The organism is Streptomyces sp. M-16 (assembly GCF_052114405.1).
In the GTDB taxonomy this organism is placed as follows: Bacteria; Actinomycetota; Actinomycetes; order Streptomycetales; family Streptomycetaceae; genus Streptomyces.
The window spans coordinates 12,542-33,101 of the sequence record NZ_JBFRER010000079.1 but is presented as its reverse complement, the minus strand read 5'-3'; the positions used below and the strand labels follow the sequence as shown (position 1 = coordinate 33,101).

Genomic DNA, 20,560 nt, shown 5'->3' with positions numbered 1-20,560 from the left:
ACTCACCCTCTCGGGCTTTCCTCCGGGCTTTCGTTCTGTGTTCTTGCGTTTCCGACTCTATCAGACTCTTTCGTGTCCGATTTTCCTCGGCGCTTTCGAGGTTCTGCGCTTTCGCGCTTTCCCTTTCCGGCGGTTCCGACTCTATCAGATCCTTTCGGGCCTGACTCCCAGTCAGCGGGTTTTGCGTTCCGGGCTGTTGGGCCCTTCCGGCGAGTGAGACAGTAGCGGATTCCCTGCCCCCGAAGCCAATCGGGGGCCGCGTCCTGGGACGCGGATTCCTCATTCGCAAATACGCATGAAAACGAGACGACAACATGCGTCGTTCGTTCGAATGTGTAGTGCGGGATGGCTGTCCGGGGACCGACCGGGGTCGGCGCTCACTTCGGACAACTCGAAGAACCTTACGGATCGGGCACAGACGTGTCAACCCCCGGCTGACCGTCCTGGAAACCTCACACGCTCCTCATGCCTGCCGGGCTACGCTGCCTCCCATGACTACGCATGCGCTCGTGCCCAGCCTTCGCTGGTGGGCCGCCTGACGGCGGCCGACCACCACGCGAGCACGCATGCGCTCACGGCCGCCGCTTCCGGCGGCCGTTTCTGTTTCTCCCCTCCCGGGAGTGGCTCGGTCGCCCGACGCGGCGGTCCCGACACCGACACCAGCCACGAACAGGGAGACAGGACATGACGAGGATCTTCAGCGGGATCAAGCCGACCGGGCACCTGACGCTGGGGAACTACCTGGGGGCCCTCCGGCAGTGGGTCGCGGCCGACCAGCAGCCGGACGAGGCGCTGTTCTGCGTCGTGGACCTCCACGCGCTGACCGTCGAGCACGATCCGGCGCGGGTGCGCCGGCTCAGCAGGCAGGTGGCGACGCTGTTCCTCGCCTCCGGGCTGGACCCGCAGAAGTGCACCCTGTTCATGCAGAGCCACGTCGACGAGCACACCCGTCTCTCGTACGTCCTGGAATGCACCGCCACCGACGGCGAGATGCGCCGGATGATCCAGTACAAGGAGAAGTCCGCGCAGGCGCAGGCGGCCGGGGAGGGCGTACGGCTGTCGCTCCTGACGTATCCCGTGCTGATGGCCGCCGACATCCTCGCCTACGGGACCGAGGAGGTCCCGGTGGGTGAGGATCAGCGGCAGCACGTGGAGCTGGCCCGGGACCTGGCGGTGCGGTTCAACCAGCGGTACGGGCACACGTTCACGGTGCCGAAGGTGACGCTCCCGAAGGTGGCCGCGCGGGTCATGGACCTTCAGGAGCCCACGTCGAAGATGGGGAAGTCCGGCGGGGCGGGGCCCGGGGTGGTGTTCATGCTGGACGAGCCCGGGGTGATCCGTAAGAAGGTCATGCGGGCGGTGACCGACAGCGGGGACGGCGGTGTCGTCTACGACCGGGAGGCGCGGCCGGGGGTCGCGAACCTGCTGGACGTGCTGGCCGCCTGTACCGGCGGGGAACCGGCCGCGCTCGCGGAGCAGTACAGCGGGTACGGGGCGCTCAAGCGGGACGTCGCCGACGCGGTGGTGGAGCTGCTGCGGCCGGTGCAGGAACGGCACGCCGAGCTGGCGGCCGATCCGGCGGCGGTGGAGAAGGTGCTGCGGGAGGGGGCCGGGCGGGCGCGGGCCCTGGCGCGGCCGGTCGTGGACCGGGCGTACCGGGCCATCGGGCTGCTGGAGGCCTGAACCTGAAGGGGACCGGGGCGTACGTACGGGCCCGTACGTACGCCCCGTATCCACCGGACGTCTCCGTACGTCTCCGTCAGCTGTTGCCGGAGGCGAGTTCGCGGCTGCGGTCGCGGGCCGCCTCCAGGGCCGCGATCAGGGCCGCCCGGACCCCGTGCTTCTCCAGCTCGACGATCGCGTTGATGGTCGTACCGGCCGGGGAGGTGACGGCCTCCCGGAGCTTGACCGGGTGCTCGCCGCTGTCGCGGAGCATCACGGCGGCGCCGATGGCGGCCTGGACGATGAGGTCGTGGGCCTGGGCGCGGGGCAGTCCGAGGAGGATGCCGGCGTCGGTCATGGCCTCGACCAGGAAGTAGAAGTAGGCGGGGCCGGAGCCGGAGAGGGCGGTGGCCGCGTCCTGCTGGGACTCGGGGACGCGCAGGGTCTTGCCGACGCCGCCGAAGATCTCCTCGGTGTGGGCGAGGTGGGCGGCGGTGGCGTGGCTGCCGGCCGAGATGACGGACATGGCCTCGTCGACGAGGGCGGGGGTGTTCGTCATGACGCGGACGACGGGGGTGCCGGGGGCGAGGCGCTCCTCGAAGAAGGAGGTCGGGATGCCGGCGGCGCCGCTGATGACCAGGCGGCCGGCGGGGACGTGCGGGGCGAGCTCTTCGAGGAGCTTGCCCATGTCCTGYGGCTTCACGGTGAGGATGAGGGTGTCGGCGCGCTTGGCGGCCTCGGCGTTGGTGACGGCCTCGACGCCGTAGCGGGTGCGGAGCTCCTCCGCGCGTTCGGGGCGGCGGGCGGTGACGAGGAGTTTCGCGGCGGGCCAGCCGCCGCGGATCATCCCGCTGAGCAGGGCCTCGCCGATCTTGCCGGTACCGAGGACTGCGACTGTCTGGGTCATGCCCGATTCACCTCGCCGAACGAACGTAAGGGCGTACGCGCTCATCCTTGCACCCGGGTGCGTGATGGGGCCGGGTGTGTCCGGTCCGTGGGCGGTCTACGGGGTGCGGCGGCGGAGGGTGGCGGCGCCGAGGGCGAGGACGAGGAGGGCGCAGGCGGCCACGACGACGGTGTCGCGGACGAAGTCGGCCGTCATGTCGGTGTGGGTGAGGACCTGGGTCATGCCGTCGACGGCGTAGGACATGGGCAGGACGTCGGAGATGCCCGAGAGGACCGGCTGCATGGTGTCGCGGGCGGCGAAGAGTCCGCACAGGAGCAGCTGCGGGAAGATCACGGCCGGCATGAACTGGACGGCCTGGAACTCGGACGCGGCGAAGGCGGAGACGAAGAGGCCGAGGGCGGTGCCGAGGAGGGCGTCGAGGAGGGCGACGAGCAGGAGCAGCCAGGGGGAGCCGACGACGTCGAGGCCGAGGAGCCAGAGGGCGAGGCCGGTGGCGAGGAGGGACTGGACGACGGCGACGGCGCCGAACGCGAGGGCGTAGCCGGCGATGAGGTCGCCCTTGCCCAGCGGCATGGCGAGGAGGCGTTCGAGGGTGCCGGAGGTGCGTTCGCGCAGGGTGGCGATGGAGGTGACGAGGAACATCGTGATGAGGGGGAAGATCCCGAGGAGGGACGCGCCGATGGTGTCGAAGGTGCGCGGGCTGCCGTCGAAGACGTAGCGGAGCAGGGTCAGCATCAGGACGGGGACCAGCAGCATCAGGGCGATGGAGCGCGGGTCGTGGCGGAGCTGGCGCAGGACGCGGGCTGCTGTGGCGGTGGTGCGGGCGGCGCTCATCGCGGTCACGGGGGTCATGGCGGTCACGGGGGTCGTGGCGGTCATCGCTGGATCTGCTCCTGGGTCGGGAGGGCGGGGGCGGTCGTGCGGGCGGCCGCGGCGTCGGCTTCGTCGACGAGGCGCAGGAAGCCCTCCTCGACGGTGGTGGCGTGGGTGCGGGTGCGCAGGGCGTCGGGGGTGTCCTGGGCGAGGATGCGGCCCTCGCGCATGAGGAGGAGGTCGTGGCAGCGCTCGGCCTCGTCCATGACGTGGGAGGAGACGAGGATCGTGGCGCCGCGGGTGGCGGTGATGTCGTGGAAGAGGTTCCACAGGTCGCGGCGCAGGACGGGGTCGAGGCCGACGGTGGGTTCGTCGAGGACGAGCAGCTCGGGGGCGCCGAGCAGGGCGACGGCGAGGGAGACCCGGCTGCGCTGGCCGCCGGAGAGGTTGCCGGCGAGGGCGTCGGCGCGGGTGGTGAGGTCGACGTCGGTGATGGCGCGGGTGACGGCTTCGCGGCGGCGGTCGGCGGCGGCGCGGCCGGGGTCGAGGACGGCGGCGAAGTAGTCGAGGTTCTGCCGGACGGTGAGGTCGTCGTAGACGGAGGGGGCCTGGGTGACGTAGCCGATGCGGGACCGGAGCGCGGGGTGGCCGGCGGGGCGGCCGAGGACGTCGAGGGTGCCGGTGACGTGGGCCTGGGTGCCGACGACGGCGCGCATGAGGGTGGATTTGCCGCAGCCGGAGGGGCCGAGGAGGCCGGTGATGCGGCCGCGGGGGACCTCGAAGGCGAGGTCGTCGAGCACGGTGCGCGGGGTGCGGCCGGTGCCGCGGCGGACGGTGAGGCGGTGGGCGTGGACGGCGGGGGGTGCGGGGGACGACGGCGTCTCGGACCCATTATTCATCATGTGATGAATAATGCTCCTGGCGGTGCCGGTCGTCAATCGGCGGGAGGGGTGAACCTCGCCCGCCCCGGTGGACGCCCCGGCGGGGGGGCGGTCACCGGGTGGCGCGGGGTGCGCCCGGGTTACTTCTTGCGCTTGGGGCGGCGGGCGGCCGGGTTGCCGGTACGGGTGCCGCGGCGGCGGGCGTACTCGGCCTCGGCCCGCTGGTACTCGGCGCGGCGGAGGGCCTCGCCGGGGGCTTCGACGAGGCAGCGCAGGAAGTACGCGATGAGGGAGCCGATGAAACCGATCGCCTTCAGGCCCTTGAGGGCGGCCTCGTCGGAGGACGGGGCGGGGCGGCGGCTGAAGGACTCCCAGGTCTTGACGAAGGCGATGGAACTGGCGATCGCGAAGAGCACGACCACGGAGATGCTGAGGAACGGACCGACGTTGCCGATCTCCAGGCCCTCGTAGGCGAAGCGCAGGAGGTACGCGGAGGCGAAGGCCCCGAGCAGCGAACCGGCCGCGACGGCGACGCGGCGCGCGACGTAGCCGTTGTCGTGCTCCACCCAGGTGGTGCCGAAGAACTTGATCGGCTCGGGCCGGGGCCCGGGGGCCGGCCGGTCCGCGCCCGCTTCCCGGCCGTGGGTCTGGTCTCGTCGGTCGTCGTCGCTCACAGCGGCGATTATCCCCCGGCGGGGTGCGGGTGCCGGGGGCGTCTCGCGAGGCGGAACGGGTGACCTCGCCCCGGCCGGGCGGCCGCCGGGCGGCACGGGAGACGGCGGGGGCTCCGACGCCGTGGGCGTGCTGCGGGAGCGGAGCGCCCGCTAGGCCGTCCCTTCCGGACGGCGGCGCCCCGGCCGGGCCCCTCGTGCGWGGGGCCCGGCCGGGGCGCGGCCGTTCCCGGTTCCGCCGCGCTCAGTCGCAGCGGCCGGCGACGTAGCCGTCGGTGCCGGTCTTCACGTAGGCGTCCGAGATGAACTTCCCGTTGCCGATGCAGTCCCAGATGTCCGTCGTGCCGTACGGGCCCGAGACCGTGGTCCCCGGGCACTGGCAGCGGATCGAGACGCTCGCGCCGAGCGGCAGGGTGTCGATGATCGCGTAGCCGGTGCCGGGACCGCTGCGGACGTTGACCCGGTACCCCGGCGCGACCTGGAACATCGGCAGGCCGGCGGTGGCCGCGAGGCCCTGGGCTTGGCTTGATTCGTTCTCGACTGACATAAGACGTCTCCCCCCATGGGTGTTGCGCTGCGCAACGCGCGCAGGGTAGCAAGCCCTTGGATGCTCGCATGTGCCATCGACTAGGCTCCGACGGGGGTGGTGAGCGGTGCATTCGCTGCGCGCGGACTACGCGGGGTTTCCGGAGTACGCCGGGCAGTACCGGCTCGAATCCGTGCTCGGCTCCGGTGGCATGGGCGTCGTCCACCTGGCCGCCTCCAGCTCCGGGCTGAAACTCGCCGTCAAGGTCGTGCACGCCCAGCACGCGGTGGATCCGGAGTTCCGGGCGCGGTTCCGGCAGGAGGTCGCCGCCGCCCGGCGGGTGAGCGGGGCGTTCACCGCGCCCGTCGTGGACGCCGATCCGGATGCCGAACGGCCCTGGATGGCCACCCTGTTCATCGACGCCCCGACGCTTTCCGAGCGGGTACGGGAGCGCGTGCTGGACCCGCCGGAGCTGGCCCGGCTCGCCGCCGGGCTGGCGGAGGCGCTGCGGGACATCCACCGGGCCGGGGTCGTGCACCGGGACCTGAAGCCCAGCAACGTGCTGATGGCTCCGGACGGGGTGCGGGTCATCGACTTCGGCATCTCGCGCCCGGCCGACAGCGACCTGCGCACCGAGACCGGCAAGCTGATCGGGACGCCGCCGTTCATGGCGCCGGAACAGTTCCAGCGGCCCCGCGAGGTCGGGACCGCGGCGGACGTGTTCGCGCTGGGGGCGGTGCTCGTGCACGCCGCCACGGGGCGGGGGCCGTTCGACTCCGACAGCCACTACCTCGTGGCGTACCAGGTGGTGCACAGCGAGCCGGACCTGACGGGGCTCCCGGCCCGGCTCGTGCCGATCGTGGCCCGGTGCCTGGCGAAGGATCCGGCGGACCGGCCGACCGCCGACGCGCTGATCGCCGAGATCCGGACCGTGACGAGCCGGACGGGCGAGGACACCCAGGCCTTCATACCGCACCCCCGTCGGCCCGTGGCCGAGGAAGAGCTCACGCACCGGCGGGACCGGCCGGCCGTGGACCCCGTCGACCCGGTGGCTCCCCTCGACCCCGCGGACGCGCAGCGCGGGCGCGCGGGACGCCGGAGGGCGGTCGCGGCGGGGGCCCTCGGGCTGCTGCTCGCCGCCGTGGCCGTCGGCGGGTACCTGTGGTCCGGCGCGCGGACGCCCGAGCGCGCACCACAGGTGTCCGGGGCCTCTGCGGCGGCGGGGCACCCCGTCTCCCCGTGGTCGGTCCCGCTGGGCGGGCACACCGCGTCCTGCTCGGCCGAGGCCACCGGGCTGTACTGCTCGGGCCGCGGGCTGGCCGCGGCCCGGCTCGACGCCGCGGACGGTTCGACGACGTGGGCCGTCCGCACGAACGCCCCGGACCAGCCGGGTGCCACCACGATGACCCCGCTGTTCGCGGGCGGGACGGTGCTGGCGGCGGCTCCCGGCGGCGAGGTCCTCCAGGCCCTGGACGCGGGTACGGGTGCGGAGCGCTGGCGGCAGAAGCTGCCTCCGGGCGCGCGCGTGGTGGCCGCCGGTCCGCACGTCCTGCTGGTGACGCCGAACGGCAGCGTCACCGCCTTCGACGCCGCGTCGGGCACCGAGCGCTGGACCGGGCGGGGCGAGCCGGGATCGGGGTGGTGGGGTGGCCGGGGCCAGAAGGGCGAGCCCGTGTTCTACGCGTCGACGGCCGATCCGGCCGGCAAGTCCACCCAGGTCTCCGAAGTCGACGCGGCGAGCGGCGAGGTGCGCTGGCAGCTACGGGCGGTGGGCCGGCTGCAGCCGTTCGGCACGGCACGCGGTGCGGTCTGCCTGCTGGACAACGATCCGACGACCCACGCGGGCGGCATCGTCCGGATCGACCTGGCGACGCGCTCGGTCCACCGGGTCCAGCTGGCGGCCCCGCTGTACGACGCGCAGGCGACGGTGGAGCCGAACGGAACGGTGTACGCCTTCGGTACGCAGGGCGCGGTCGTGGCGGTCGACACGAACAAGGAGCTGTGGCGGCTGGAGACCGGCGCGGCGAGCGGCTCCGGTCCCGCGTTCCTCGACGGGCGGGTGTACCTGACCGTGTCGGACGGCCGCCTGCTGGCCGTCGACGCGGCGACGGGGCGACTCCTGGGACAGACCAAGGCCCGCATGGCCACCGGCCAGGCCACGGTGAGCGCCGCCGTCCCCCCTCCCGTGTTCTCCGGCGGCCGGGTCTACGCCTCCGCCCCCGACGGGACCGTCTTCGCCGTGGACGCCCGGAACCCCGCCGGGTGGTGAGCCACGGCCGCGGCCGACGGGCGGAGCCCGGCGCGGCGGCGCGAAGGCCGGAAGGCGCCCCGGCGCCGAACGGCGCGAGCGACGCGTAAAGGGGGGAGACGCGCGGAACCCCGCCGGGTAGTGAGCCGCCCGGCGGGGTTCCGAAGGCCGGTGGGTCAGCCCAGGCGGGTGACGTCGCGGACCGCGCCCTTGTCGGCGCTGGTGGCCATCGCCGCGTAGGCGCGCAGGGCCGCGGAGACGTTGCGCTCGCGGTCCTTCGGGGCGTAGACGCCGCCGAGGGCCTCGTGACGGGCCGCCAGCACCTCGTCGGAGACCAGGAGCTCGATGGAGCGGTTCGGGATGTCGATGCGGATCCGGTCACCGTCCTCGACGACGGCGATGTTGCCGCCCGAGGCCGCCTCCGGGGAGGCGTGGCCGATGGACAGGCCCGAGGTGCCGCCGGAGAAGCGGCCGTCCGTCACCAGGGCGCAGACCTTGCCGAGGCCGCGGCCCTTGAGGAAGGAGGTCGGGTAGAGCATCTCCTGCATGCCGGGGCCGCCGCGCGGGCCCTCGTAGCGGATGACGACCACGTCGCCCGGCGCGATCTGCTTGGAGAGGATCTTCTCGACGGCCTCGTCCTGCGATTCGCAGACCACGGCCGGGCCCTCGAAGGTCCAGATCGACTCGTCGACGCCGGCGGTCTTGACCACGCAGCCGTCGGCCGCGATGTTGCCGCGCAGGACGGCGAGGCCGCCGTCCTTGGAGTACGCGTGCTGCACGGAGCGGATGCATCCGCCCTCGGCGTCGAGGTCGAGGGTCTCCCAGCGCTCGGACTGGGAGAAGGCGGTCGCGGAGCGCTTGCAGCCGGGGGCCGCGTGCCACAGCTCCATCGCCACGTCGGAGGCGGTCCCGGAGCGGGCGTCCCACTGCGCGAGCCAGTCCTCCAGGTTGTCCGAGTGGACGGTGGTGACGTCCTTGTTGAGGAGCCCGCCGCGGTGCAGCTCGCCGAGGATGGCGGGGATGCCGCCGGCGCGGTGGATGTCCTCCATGTAGTACGTGCCGCCGGGCGCCACGTTCGGGGCGACCTTGGCCAGGCACGGGACGCGGCGCGAGACGGCGTCGATGTCGGTGAGGTCGTAGTCCAGGCCGGCCTCCTGGGCGGCGGCGAGGAGGTGGAGGATCGTGTTCGTGGAGCCGCCCATGGCGATGTCGAGGGCCATGGCGTTCTCGAAGGCCTCGCGGCTGGCGATGTTGCGCGGGAGGACGGACTCGTCGCCGCCCTCGTAGTAGCGCTTGGTGATCTCCACGACCGTGCGGCCGGCGTCCTCGTACAGGGCGCGGCGGGCGGTGTGGGTGGCGAGGACCGAGCCGTTGCCGGGGAGGGCGAGGCCGATGGCCTCGGCGAGGCAGTTCATCGAGTTGGCGGTGAACATGCCCGAACACGAGCCGCAGGTCGGGCAGGCGTTCTCCTCGATGCGCAGGACGTCCTCGTCGGAGACGTTCTCGTTGGAGGCGTCGACCATGGCGTCGATCAGGTCGAGCTTGCGCACGGTGCCGTCGACGAGGGTGGCCTGGCCGGCCTCCATCGGGCCGCCGGAGACGAAGACGACCGGGATGTTGAGGCGCATGGCGGCCATCAGCATGCCGGGGGTGATCTTGTCGCAGTTGGAGATGCAGATCAGCGCGTCGGCGCAGTGCGCCTCGACCATGTACTCGACCGAGTCCGCGATCAGGTCGCGGGAGGGCAGGGAGTACAGCATGCCGGCGTGGCCCATGGCGATGCCGTCGTCGACCGCGATCGTGTTGAACTCGCGCGGGATCGCGCCGGCGGCGCGGATCGCGTCCGAGACGATGCGGCCGACCGGGGCCAGGTGGGTGTGGCCGGGGACGAACTCGGTGAAGGAGTTGGCGACCGCGATGATCGGCTTGCCGATGTCCTCGCTCGCTACGCCCGACGCGCGCATCAGCGCACGAGCGCCTGCCATGTTGCGGCCGTGGGTGACGGTGCGGGACCTCAGCTCGGGCATGCGGTTTCACTCCCCATGAGTGCGGCTGTACGGTCAGCCGCGACTGCGGATATGGCTCGGTTACAAAGCTACGCCCACCGCCCGCGATCCGGACAGCTCGTCCGGATGCCGGGACGACGGGCTCATTCCTCGGTCAGGTAGCGCTGGAGCGTGGGTGCCACGAGGGCGACGATCCGCTCCGGGTCGGCGGACGCGAGCGGCTCCACGCGGACCACGTAGCGCAGCAGCGCGATGCCGATCATGTGGGAGGCGGCCAGCTCGGCCCGCAGCGTCGGGTCCGGTACGTCGAGGTCGGCGGCGACCCGCTCCAGGACCCGGCGCAGGATCAGGCCGCGCAGCACCTTGGCGGCGGCCTCGTGGGTGAGGGCGGAGCGGATCACGGCAAGCAGGGGGGCGCGGGAGACCGGGTTCTCCCAGATGCCGAGGAAGTAGCGGGCCAGCCGTTCCCCGATGCCTTCGGGGCCCTCGCCGATGATCGCCGGGACCACCAGGGCGGGCTCCATGCTCACCTCGATGGCGGCGGCGAAGAGGTCGTCCTTGCTCCCGAAGTAGTGGTGCACCAGGGCCGGGTCCACGCCGGCCACCTTGGCGATGCCGCGGACGGACGTCTTGTCGTAGCCGCGTTCGGCGAACACCTCGCGGGCGGCGAGGCGGATCCGCTCCTGGGTGCCGGGGCCGTCGTCGGTCTCGTCCTGGCGGGGCCGGCCGGGGCCGCGGCGGCGCTTGACGGGCGCGGCGGGCGCGGCGGGCGGTTCGGCGGGCTTGACGGGCGCGGCGGGCTCGGCGGGCGGTTCGGCGGGCTCGGCGGGCTTGCCAGGCTCGGCGGGCTCGGCGGGCGGTTCGGCGGGCTCGGCGGGCTCGGCGGGCTCGGCGGGCGGTTCGGCGGCGGCCTCGGACGGCTCGGCCTGCCCGGACGGCTCCGTCATGAGCGGCGCACCGGCTTCGAGAGGTGCAGGCGGGTGAAGGCCAGCGCCTCGGCGAGGTCGGCCTCGCGCTCGGCTGACGACATGGCGCGGCGGGTGTTCACCTCGATGACGACGTGCCCGTCGAAGGAGGTCCGGGCCAGGCCGGTGAGCAGCTCCGCGCAGGGCTGGGTGCCCCGGCCGGGCACCAGGTGCTCGTCCTTGGCCGATCCGTTGCCGTCGGCGAGGTGGATGTGGGCGAGCCGGTCACCCATCCGGTCGATCATGGCGGTGGCGTCCGTACGGGCGGTCGCGGTGTGCGAGAGGTCGACGGTGAAGTGCCGGTAGTCGTCCTTGGTGACGTCCCACTCGGGCGCGTAGGCGAGCATCTCGCGGTCGCGGTAGCGCCAGGGGTACATGTTCTCCACGGCGAAGCGGACGTCGGTCTCGTCGGCCATCCGCCAGATCCCGGTGACGAAGTCGCGGGAGTACTGCCGCTGCCAACGGAACGGCGGGTGCACGACGACCGTGCTCGCGCCGAGCTTCTCGGCCGCCGCGCGGGCGCGCTGGAGCTTGATCCAGGGGTCGGTGGACCACACGCGCTGGGTGATCAGCAGGCAGGGGGCGTGGACGGCCAGGATCGGCACCCCGTGACGGTCCGACAGCCGGCGCAGGGCGTCGACGTCCTGGCTGACCGGGTCCGTCCAGACCATGACCTCGACGCCGTCGTAGCCGAGGCGGGCGGCGATCTCGAAGGCGGTCGCCGTGGACTCCGGGTAGACGGAGGCGGTGGAGAGCGCGACTTTCGGGGTGGTGGTGGTCGGGRTACGGACTGGTTCTGCCACGGGGACAGATTACGGGGCCCCTGCCCCGCCGGGGCGGCCCGGCCCCGGAAGCCGTCTCAATGCCGTCGCCAGACCAGCGTGTAGCGCCAGAACAGCCGACGGCGCAGCCGCACTCCCGGCAGCAGCCGGGCGGCCTCGTGGGCGATCTCGGCGAAGGTCATGGACGCGGGCCTGGTCGGGGCGGTCATCGAAGCCGGGCGGGGTGCCGTCCGCCCCTTGTTCTTGATCCATCCCAGGGCGGCGTTCAGCGGGACCGCGACGGCGCCGAGGAGGTGGTCGCCGCGGGTCCGCGCCCGGTACGCGCCGACGACGACCAGGGTCCCGCCGGGCGCGAGCCGCTCGCGGAAGTGGCCGAGGGCCTCGGTGAACGGCAGGTGGTGGAGGACGGCCACGCACGTGACGACGTCGTACGTCCCCTCCTCCGCCAGGGCCTCCCCGAYGGCGAAGGTCACCGGCGCCCCGGCGGGGGTGAGCTCCCGGGCCCGCGCGACGATCCGCGGGTCGGCGTCTACCCCGCGCACGGCGGCGGCGCGCGCGGTCAGCGCCCTGGCCAGGTCGCCGCTGCCGGAGCCGACGTCCAGCGCGCGGGCGCACCGGCGGGGCAGCTGCCGCAGGATCCACGGGTGGTAGTGGGCGTTGTGGTCCCAGGGGTGGGCGTCGTTGAACCGGCCGAGCGCCTCGATGGCGCGGGGCGTCAGGATCGTGATCATCCGGCGATGATCGCCGGGGCTACGGCAGGTGGTCCAGCCTCCGCAGGATCACGCCCTCGCGCAGGGCCCACGGGCAGATCTCCAGCTCGTCCACGCCGAAGAGGTCCATCGCGGCCTCCGCCACCAGGGCCCCGGCCAGGAGCTGGGCGGCCCGGCCGTCCGAGACGCCGGGGAGGGCGGAGCGTTCGGCGGTGGTCATCGCGGCCAGTCGCGGGACCCACTCGCCCAGGGACTTGCGGGTCAGGTCGCGCTGCACGTACAGGCCGTCCGCCTCCCTGGCCGCTCCCGCGATGCGGGCGAGCTGCTTGAAGGTCTTCGAGGTGGCGACGACGTGGTCCGGGGCGCCGAAGCGGCTGAACTCGCCGACCGTGCGGGCGATGCCGGCCCGCACGTGCCGGCGCAGGGCCTTCACGTCCGCCGGGTCCGGCGGGTCGCCGGGGAGCCAGGCGGAGGTGAGGCGGCCGGCGCCGAGCGGGAGGGAGACGGCCTTGTCCGGCTCCTCGTCGATGCCGTACGCGATCTCCAGCGAGCCGCCGCCGATGTCCAGGACCAGCAGCTTGCCGGCCGACCAGCCGAACCACCGCCGGACCGCGAGGAAGGTCAGCCGGGCCTCGTCGTCGCCGCTGAGGACCGGGAGCTCCAGCCCGGTCTCGGCCTTCACGCGGGTGAGGACCTCGTCGGCGTTGGTGGCCTCGCGCACCGCGCTGGTCGCGAAGGGCAGCAGGTCCTCGCAGCCCTTGTCCTCGGCGGCCTGCACGGCCTCGCCGATCACCGAGACGAGGCGCTCTATGCCGTCCGCGCTGACGGCCCCGCGCTCGTCCAGGAGCTGCGCCAGGCGCAGTTGCACCTTGTGCGAGTGCGCGGGCAGCGGGCGCGCGCCGGGGTGCGCGTCCACCACCAGCAGATGGATCGTGTTCGAACCCACATCCAGGACACCGAGTCTCATGCGGGAAACGCTACTGGGCCGAACGCGGGGGAGCGGAGTAAGGGGCCCTTAGGCTGGGCTTTGTGCCAAATACGAAGAAGGCCAACAAGACCCGGTCGAACAAGGACAAGGGCAAGGAGCAGGACGAGAAGGGGCTCGACTTCCCCCGGGCCTGGGTGGAATTCCCCGACCCCGCCGATGACGAGCAGGTCTTCCGCTGCGACCTGACCTGGCTGACCTCCCGCTGGACCTGCATCTTCGGCAGTGGCTGCCAGGGGATCCAGGCCGGGCGGGCCGATGACGGCTGCTGCACCCTCGGGGCGCACTTCTCCGACGAGGACGACGAGAAGCGGGTCGCCGAGAACGTGGCGCGGCTCACACCCGAGCTGTGGCAGTTCCACGACGTCGGGAGCGAGTCCGGCTGGACGCAGCTCGACGACGACGGGGAGAAGCAGACCCGCCGCTGGGACGGGGCCTGCATCTTCCTGAACCGGCCCGGTTTCCCGGCCGGGGCGGGGTGCTCGCTGCACATCCTGGCCCTCAAGGGGGGCCAGGAGCCGCTGGAGACCAAGCCGGACGTGTGCTGGCAGCTGCCGATCCGCCGGACGTACGACTGGATCGACCGCCCCGACGACACCCGGATCCTGCAGGTGTCGATCGGCGAGTACGACCGGCGCGGCTGGGGACCGGGCGGTCACGACCTGCACTGGTGGTGCACGTCGGCGACCTCCGCGCACGGTGCCGGCGACCCGGTGTACGTGTCGTACCGGGCGGAGCTGACGGAGCTGATGGGCGAGGCGGGGTACGCGGAGCTGGTGAAGCTGTGCGAGGCGCGGCTGGCCTCGCTGCTGCCGATGGCGCCGCATCCCGCGGATCCGGTGCCCCCGGTGGACCGCGCCTGACGGTGTCAGGACCCGGAGGGGGCCGGTCCGGGGGAAACCGTTCCTCCTGAGGACGGCTCCGGGGCCGGGGGGTCCGTCGGCGTGGGCGTCGGCGTGGGCGTCGGGGTCGGCGTGGGCGTCGGGGTGGGGGTCGGTGTCGGTGTCGGCGTGGGGGTGGGCGTCGGGGTCGGGGTGGGCTCCGGCGGGTCCGGGGTGGGGGCCGGGCGGCCCCGGCCCTGGACGACGATCATCGCGCCGGCGGGGTCCACCCCGACGCGGGCGCTCCATGCGCCGACGGGCTCGGCCCCGGCGTCCACGGTGATCCGCAGGATGACCGATTCTCCGGGGGCGAGGGTGCCCGCCGTCCGGCTCGCGCGCAGCCAGGGCGCGTCCGACCAGAGCCGCCAGTCGACGGGGCCGCCGCCGGAGGCCGTGAGGGTGAGCAGGGTGGTGGAGCCGCGGGTGGTGGCGGCGACCGTGAGCCGGCCGGGGGCGCCGGGGGCGTCCGCGCCGGGGGCGGCGGGCGCGCCGGTGCTGATCACCTCGACGGAGACGTCGGGGCCGGCGGCGCCGGGGGCGAAGCCGGGCTCGCCGGTGGTGTGCGCGGTGTTGCCGGTGTTCTCGTAGGCGGTCAGGGGGCGCCCCTCGGCCGCGTACGGGGGCGGGATCTGCGATTCGCCGGCGGAGATGCGGGTGCCGTCGGCGCCGACGGGTTCGCCGGTGACGGGGGCACCCCGGTACGCCGCCCACAGGGCGAGTACGGGAGCGGCGACGACGGTGGCGACGACGGTGGTGGTCACGGCCCGCGCCCGGAGCCGGTCGCGGCGCGCGGCGCGGTCCTTGGGGTCCATGGGGAAACCGGTCCGGTCGAAGCGCGGTCCGGGGCGCCCGCCGCGGCGCCGGCCCGAGCGGAGCATCGCGGCGTGCAGGGCGGGGCGGGGGGCCGGGACCAGCGGGAGCGCGGCGTGGACGGCGCCGGTACCGGGCCAGGGGGCGCCGGCGCCCACGCGTTCGGCGGCGCGGCGGCAGCGCGGGCAGTCGTCGACGTGGCGGACGAGTTCGGCGCGCAGGGTGCTGGACAGCAGGACGTCGCCGGGGGCGCCGTCGCCCCGGTCGCCGGTGAGGCGGGCCACGGCCGGACAGTTGCCGCTCTCCACGACGGCGAGGGCGGCGCGGGYGCGCTCCACCTCGCAGGCGGCGCCGGACAGCAGTTCGCGTGCGGCGGCGGCGGGGGTGCCGAGGACGGCGGCGAGTTCCCCGACGCCGAGGCGGTGGCGGACGGCGAGTTCGAGGGCTTCACGCTGCTCGGGGGTGGTGCCGGCGGCCTCGGGCCAGGCGAGCCGGGCCAGCTCGGCACGGCGGTGGGCGCTGACGTCGGACCCCGGGCGCTCCCCCGGAGCACGCCCGGCGTTCGTGTGCTCCGGCGTACGCCGGGCGGAATGCGCCCCCTGGCGTGCGCTCCGCCGCTCGGCCAGCCGGTTCAGGCAGCCCCAGCGGGCCAGGGCGTACAGCCAGGCGCGGCGGCCGCCCTCGTCGGGACACCGGCCGGGATGGCGTTCGGCGACGACGAGGACGTCACCGAGCACCTCGGTGGCGGTGTCGTGGTCACAGAGGACGGAGAGGCAGTAGGTGAACAGTCCGTCCAGGTAGGGCTCGTGCCGGGAGGGCGGGGGCTGTTCGGCCGGGGCCACCGGGCGGACGGGGTCCCCCGGGGCCGCCGGGTCCACCGAGGGCGCCGAGAGCGTGCGCCCGTGCGCCCGGTGTGCGCCGGTGCGCGATGCGGGGTCTCCCTGGTTGCTGCTGTTCACCTGGCGACCGTAGGCGGCGCGCCGGTGACGCCCCGGAAGCCTTCAGCGGTTTTAGCCCTTACGGGTGAACAGATCGGTACCCCGCTGACAGCGGCCCTGACGCCCGTACGGCCGGGGCTGTCGGTGGCTGCGGTTACCGTGGGCCGCATGGCTGCTGCCCGTACCTCCCGCTCGTCCGCCAAGGACCGGCCGTCCTACCGTTGCTCCGAGTGCGGCTGGACGACCGCGAAATGGCTCGGCCGCTGCCCCGAATGCCAGGCGTGGGGCACCGTCGAAGAGATGGGCGGGGCGCCCGCCGTACGGACCACCGCGGCCGGCCGCGTCTCCGCGCCCGCCCTGCCCATCGCCCAGGTCGACGGCCGCACCGCGACCGCGCGCAGCACCGGCGTCGACGAACTGGACCGCGTCCTGGGCGGCGGGCTGGTCCCGGGCGCCGTCGTCCTCCTCGCCGGCGAGCCCGGCGTCGGCAAGTCGACCCTGCTGCTCGACGTCGCGGCGAAGGCGGCCACCGGCGACCATCGCACCCTCTACGTCACGGGCGAGGAGTCCGCGAGCCAGGTCCGGCTGCGCGCCGACCGGATCAACGCCCTCAACGACCACCTCTTCCTCGCCGCCGAGACCGACCTGTCCGCCGTACTGGGCCACCTCGACGCGGTGAAGCCCTCCCTGCTGGTCCTGGACTCCGTACAGACCATCGCCTCCCCCGAGATCGACGGCGCGCCCGGCGGCATGGCCCAGGTCAGGGAGGTGGCCGGCGCGCTGATCCGCGCGTCCAAGGAGCGGGGCATGGCCACCCTCCTGGTCGGCCACGTCACCAAGGACGGGGCGATCGCCGGTCCCCGCCTGCTGGAGCACCTGGTGGACGTGGTCCTCAGCTTCGAGGGCGACCGCCACGCGCGGCTGCGCCTCGTGCGCGGTGTGAAGAACCGCTACGGCGCCACCGACGAGGTCGGCTGCTTCGAGCTCCACGACGAGGGCATCACCGGGCTCGCCGACCCCAGCGGGCTGTTCCTGACCCGGCGGGCCGAGGCGGTGCCGGGCACCTGCCTGACCGTGACCCTGGAGGGCAAGCGCCCGCTGGTCGCCGAGGTGCAGGCGCTCACCGTCGACTCGCAGATCCCCTCCCCGCGCCGCACCACCTCCGGCCTGGAGACCTCGCGCGTCTCGATGATGCTGGCGGTGCTGGAGCAGCGCGGGCGGATCACCGCGCTCGGCAAGCGGGACATCTACAGCGCGACCGTGGGCGGCGTGAAGCTCACCGAACCGGCCGCCGACCTCGCGATCGCGCTGGCGCTGGCCTCGGCCGCCAGTGACGTGCCGCTGCCGAAGAACCTCGTCGCCATCGGGGAGGTCGGGCTCGCCGGTGAGGTGAGGCGGGTGACGGGTGTGCAGCGGCGGCTGTCCGAGGCGCACCGGCTGGGCTTCACGCACGCGTTGGTGCCGGCGGATCCGGGGAAGGTTCCTGCGGGGATGAAGGTGACCGAGGTCGCGGACGTGGGCGACGCGCTGCGGGTCCTGCCGCGCGGCCGCTCCCGCACCCCGGCGAAGGAGCGCGCAGCGGAATAAGCGCCTCCGCACGCGGGCCGGTCCGGACCTCCCGCGGGCCGTCCCGGGGCAGGTCAGGGGGCCCCCGCGGGCCTCCGTACGGACCCCCGTCGCGGCGATGCGCGCCAAGGCACGGCGGGCGCACAGCCCGCGCCGGTAGACTTTGTGCTGGTCCGCCCGGCTGTACGCAGGCGGCGCAACCCGCGACCGGAGGAGTGCAGTGGCAGCCAAGGACGGGGCATCAGCACCCGGGAAGTCCGGCGCGAGCTCCAAGCACGACGCGCTGATGCGCGCCTCGCTGAGCGCCGTCGCGCCTGGTCAGCCCCTGCGCGACGGCCTGGAGCGGATCGTCCGCGGCAACACGGGCGGGCTCATCGTCCTCGGCATGGACAAGAACGTCGAGGCCATGTGCACGGGCGGCTTCGTCCTGGACGTGGAGTTCACCGCGACCCGGCTGCGCGAGCTGTGCAAGCTCGACGGCGCGCTCATCCTCGACAAGGACATCACCAAGATCCTTCGGGCCGGCGTGCAGCTGGTGCCCGACGCGTCGATCCCGACGGAGGAGACCGGCACCCGGCACCGCACCGCGGACCGCGTCTCGAAGCAGTGCGGCTTCCCGGTGGTCTCCGTGTCCCAGTCGATGCGGCTGATCGCCCTCTACGTCGACGGCGAGCGGCGGGTCCTGGAGGAGTCCGGGGCGATCCTGTCCCGGGCGAACCAGGCGCTGGCCACCCTGGAGCGGTACAAGCTGCGGCTCGACGAGGTCGCGGGGACGCTGTCGGCGCTGGAGATCGAGGACCTGGTCACCGTCCGCGACGTGACGGCGGTCGCCCAGCGGCTGGAAATGGTCCGCCGGATCGCGACGGAAATCGCCGAGTACGTGGTCGAACTGGGCACGGACGGACGACTGCTGTCGCTCCAGCTGGACGAACTGACCGTCGGCATCGAGCAGGAGCGGGAGCTGGTGATCCGGGACTACGTTCCGGAGCCGACGGCGAAGCGTTCCCGCACGGTGGAGGAAGCGCTGCCGGCGCTGGACGCACTGACCCATCCGGAACTGCTGGAACTGGCGATCGTGGCGAAGGCCCTGGGGTACACCGGCTCGCCGGAGACCCTCGACTCGGCGGTGTCGCCGCGCGGGTACCGGCTGCTGGCGAAGGTGCCGAGGCTGCCGGGGGCGATCATCGAGCGGCTGGTCGAGCACTTCGGCGGGCTGCAGAAGCTGCTGGCGGCGTCGGTGGACGACCTCCAGACGGTGGACGGCGTCGGCGAGGCCCGTGCGCGCAGCGTCCGCGAGGGCCTGTCCCGCCTGGCGGAGTCGTCGATCCTGGAACGCTACGTCTGACGGCACCCCCGGTGACCCCGCCCCGCCAGGGGGCACCTCCCGGCGTCAGCTGGGGGAGTTCGAGGCGCGGGCGCGGAGCGCCGTGCGCTGACCGGCGCGAACCCGACCCCGACGGCCGGCCGATCCGCAGCCGGCGGAACGGGTCCGGGCGCAGCCCGGGGAACGGTGGAAGGGCGGGTAGGGGACCGCTCCGCGCAGCGGCACCCACCCGCAGGCGGCCACCGGGCCCGGAAGGCGCCCCGGCCCCGCCCGGCGCGAGGGCCGCGTCACAGAGGGGTCAGTCCTGCTTCAGTACGAAGGAGGTGCGGGCCACCGGAAGGCCCGGGGACTTCACCTCGACCACGTAGGTGTCGGGCGCCGGGCTGCCCGCCGGAGGCGTCTGGCACTGGTCCGGCGCGCTCGGCTTCCGGTCCCACTCCACCGCCTGCTTCGTCTCGCCCTGCGCCGGCAGCCGGAAGAACGCGTTCGCCGCGTTCGCCGGGCAGTCCGCGGAGGACCAGACGGCCTTGGCGCCCTGCGTCTGGAAGATCGTCATGACGGCTTGCCTCGGACCGAGTCCGAACTTGCAGGTGCTGCCGGAGATGTTGCGGACGAGGAGTTCGAGACGCGGCTTCTCGTTCGTCTCGTACTCGTTCTTCACGCTCTTGACCTCCCACTGCAGCGCGCTCGCCGGGCACGTCGGGAGCGGGGAGTCCGCCGGCACCTGCGCCGGGGAGCCGCCGGCCGCGGAACCGGATCCGCCGGAACCCGAAGCGGAACCGGAGCCGGAACCCGAACCGCCGCCGGGCTCACCGTTCTTGCCGCCGCCGCCCGAAGCCGAACCGGAGGCCGCGCCCGAGTCGCCGCGTCCGCCCGGCGCCTGACTGATCGCCGGCCCGGAGCCCGAGGGTCCGGGGGTGATCGTGCGCACGGGTCCGGAGCCGTCGCCGCCGCCCTTGCCGTTCGTACTCGACGTACCCCCGCCGGAACTGACGGTCCATACGGCGAGCAGCGCCAAGAGCGCCGCGACGGACGCCAGCACAGCCCTCCGTCGCCAGTAAATGGAGGAGGGGAGCGGCCCGACCGGATTGCGCAGAGATCCCACGAACCGAACCTTACGAGAACTCGTGCCGCGATCAGCGTCCCCCATGCCGCACATCCGGCAGGTTTTGCCGATGATCATCCTGCGGGCGTACGCGGGAGCGGCCGGATCCGGCCAAGGTGCTGACGCGGCCGGAACGGGGGTTTGAGTACCGTCGGTGACCATGGACAGCTCTGCCCTCTACCGCGACATCACCGACTTCGCCCACTCCACGCCCCCCTGGGTGCGGTGGGCGTTCGAAGTCTGGACCGAATTCGGACTGCTGCTCTTCGGTCTGCTCTTCATAGCCGTCTGGTGGCGTGCGCGCGGGCACGGTGATCCCCGGGCGGTGGCGCTCGCCGTCCTCGCCCCGCTCGCCACCGCGCTCGTCTACGTCGCCTCCGAGCTGGTGAAGTCCACCGTGAACGAGGAACGGCCCTGCCGGGCGGTGGCCGGGGCGGCCGCCTCGCTCGTCCCCTGCCCGCCGTACGGGGACTGGTCCTTCCCCAGCAACCACTCCGCCATCGCGGGCGCGGCCGCCGTCGCCCTCGCGCTGGCCGTGCCCCGCCTCGCCCTGCTGACCGTGCCCGTCGCACTGCTGATGGCGTTCTCCCGGGTGTTCGTCGGGGTGCACTACCCGCACGACGTGGCGATGGGCCTGCTGCTGGGGGCCTCGCTGGCCACCCTCGCCGTGCTGGTGCTCGCGAACCCGCTGGCCCGGGTGACGGCCGCGGTCCGCACGAGCGGCACCCCCGTCGCCGTCTGGTTCACCGGCCCGGGCCGGGCGGGGTAGGGCCGAAACGT

General features: G+C 73.6%; 17 protein-coding genes and 1 pseudogene. 6 read left to right on the top strand and 12 right to left on the bottom strand.

All coding sequences use genetic code 11. From position 1 onward, the window contains the following. Positions 1 to 684 precede the first annotated feature (684 nt). Complete coding sequence (gene trpS / locus AB4039_RS28900; protein ID WP_266839774.1) at positions 685 to 1,683, top strand: tryptophan--tRNA ligase; 999 nt, start codon at positions 685 to 687, stop codon at positions 1,681 to 1,683. 76 nt (positions 1,684 to 1,759) lie between these two features. Here trpS and proC read toward each other — a convergent pair whose 3' ends face one another. From proC to AB4039_RS28875, 5 genes are all read right to left on the bottom strand, one after another. Next, positions 1,760 to 2,569 carry a pyrroline-5-carboxylate reductase gene (gene proC / locus AB4039_RS28895; protein ID WP_266839775.1) on the bottom strand — a complete coding sequence of 270 codons (810 nt, stop codon included), beginning with the start codon at positions 2,567 to 2,569 and terminating at the stop codon, positions 1,760 to 1,762. A 96-nt stretch (positions 2,570 to 2,665) separates the two neighbouring features. Next, on the bottom strand, positions 2,666 to 3,448 hold the full coding sequence (locus tag AB4039_RS28890) for an ABC transporter permease (protein WP_442272167.1): 783 nt from the start codon (positions 3,446 to 3,448) through the stop codon (positions 2,666 to 2,668). Beyond that, on the bottom strand, positions 3,445 to 4,284 hold the full coding sequence (locus AB4039_RS28885) for an ABC transporter ATP-binding protein (protein ID WP_266839778.1): 840 nt from the start codon (positions 4,282 to 4,284) through the stop codon (positions 3,445 to 3,447). The genes AB4039_RS28890 and AB4039_RS28885 overlap by 4 nt, the downstream gene beginning before the upstream one ends. 119 nt (positions 4,285 to 4,403) lie before the next feature. After that, a complete protein-coding gene (locus tag AB4039_RS28880) occupies positions 4,404 to 4,937 on the bottom strand; it encodes a hypothetical protein (protein ID WP_266839780.1) in 534 nt (177 codons plus the stop codon). Between the two features lie 241 nt (positions 4,938 to 5,178). Beyond that, entirely contained in the window at positions 5,179 to 5,481 is a 303-nt protein-coding gene (locus AB4039_RS28875) for a peptidase (protein WP_266839783.1), read from the bottom strand. Positions 5,482 to 5,587: 106 nt separating this feature from the next. On the opposite strand from AB4039_RS28875, the gene AB4039_RS28870 reads away from it, so the two are divergent. Further along, positions 5,588 to 7,729, top strand: a complete 2,142-nt coding sequence (locus tag AB4039_RS28870; RefSeq protein WP_442272166.1) for a protein kinase domain-containing protein — start codon at positions 5,588 to 5,590, stop codon at positions 7,727 to 7,729. 155 nt (positions 7,730 to 7,884) lie between these two features. Here AB4039_RS28870 and ilvD read toward each other — a convergent pair whose 3' ends face one another. From ilvD to AB4039_RS28845, 5 genes and pseudogenes are all read right to left on the bottom strand, one after another. Then, positions 7,885 to 9,735: a dihydroxy-acid dehydratase gene (gene ilvD / locus AB4039_RS28865; protein WP_266839787.1), complete on the bottom strand. Its 1,851-nt coding sequence runs from the start codon at positions 9,733 to 9,735 to the stop codon at positions 7,885 to 7,887. A 122-nt stretch (positions 9,736 to 9,857) separates the two neighbouring features. Continuing rightward, positions 9,858 to 10,466, bottom strand: a pseudogene (locus tag AB4039_RS28860) (TetR/AcrR family transcriptional regulator); the annotation flags it as partial. Between the two features lie 191 nt (positions 10,467 to 10,657). Continuing rightward, positions 10,658 to 11,482 (bottom strand): sugar phosphate isomerase/epimerase family protein, encoded by an 825-nt coding sequence (locus AB4039_RS28855; RefSeq protein WP_442272165.1) that lies wholly within the window; start codon positions 11,480 to 11,482, stop codon positions 10,658 to 10,660. A gap of 56 nt (positions 11,483 to 11,538) precedes the next feature. After that, complete coding sequence (locus AB4039_RS28850; protein ID WP_442272168.1) at positions 11,539 to 12,189, bottom strand: class I SAM-dependent methyltransferase; 651 nt, start codon at positions 12,187 to 12,189, stop codon at positions 11,539 to 11,541. A 22-nt stretch (positions 12,190 to 12,211) separates the two neighbouring features. Then, complete coding sequence (locus tag AB4039_RS28845) at positions 12,212 to 13,138, bottom strand: Ppx/GppA phosphatase family protein (RefSeq protein ID WP_266839790.1); 927 nt, start codon at positions 13,136 to 13,138, stop codon at positions 12,212 to 12,214. A gap of 62 nt (positions 13,139 to 13,200) precedes the next feature. Here AB4039_RS28845 and AB4039_RS28840 point away from each other — a divergent pair, with 62 nt between their 5' ends. Continuing rightward, complete coding sequence (locus tag AB4039_RS28840; RefSeq protein ID WP_266839792.1) at positions 13,201 to 14,019, top strand: hypothetical protein; 819 nt, start codon at positions 13,201 to 13,203, stop codon at positions 14,017 to 14,019. 5 nt (positions 14,020 to 14,024) lie between these two features. On the opposite strand, the gene AB4039_RS28835 is transcribed toward AB4039_RS28840, so the two are convergent. Further along, entirely contained in the window at positions 14,025 to 15,806 is a 1,782-nt protein-coding gene (locus AB4039_RS28835) for a BACON domain-containing protein (protein WP_442272164.1), read from the bottom strand. 147 nt (positions 15,807 to 15,953) lie between these two features. On the opposite strand from AB4039_RS28835, the gene radA reads away from it, so the two are divergent. Further along, positions 15,954 to 17,372: a DNA repair protein RadA gene (gene radA, locus AB4039_RS28830; RefSeq protein WP_266839796.1), complete on the top strand. Its 1,419-nt coding sequence runs from the start codon at positions 15,954 to 15,956 to the stop codon at positions 17,370 to 17,372. A gap of 199 nt (positions 17,373 to 17,571) precedes the next feature. Continuing rightward, a complete protein-coding gene (gene disA / locus AB4039_RS28825) occupies positions 17,572 to 18,696 on the top strand; it encodes a DNA integrity scanning diadenylate cyclase DisA (protein WP_030236804.1) in 1,125 nt (374 codons plus the stop codon). A gap of 277 nt (positions 18,697 to 18,973) precedes the next feature. Here the strand turns inward: disA and AB4039_RS28820 are convergent, their stop codons facing one another. Beyond that, on the bottom strand, positions 18,974 to 19,717 hold the full coding sequence (locus AB4039_RS28820; RefSeq protein WP_442272163.1) for a hypothetical protein: 744 nt from the start codon (positions 19,715 to 19,717) through the stop codon (positions 18,974 to 18,976). 223 nt (positions 19,718 to 19,940) lie between these two features. On the opposite strand from AB4039_RS28820, the gene AB4039_RS28815 reads away from it, so the two are divergent. Beyond that, on the top strand, positions 19,941 to 20,549 hold the full coding sequence (locus AB4039_RS28815; protein WP_266839801.1) for a phosphatase PAP2 family protein: 609 nt from the start codon (positions 19,941 to 19,943) through the stop codon (positions 20,547 to 20,549). Positions 20,550 to 20,560 lie beyond the last annotated feature (11 nt).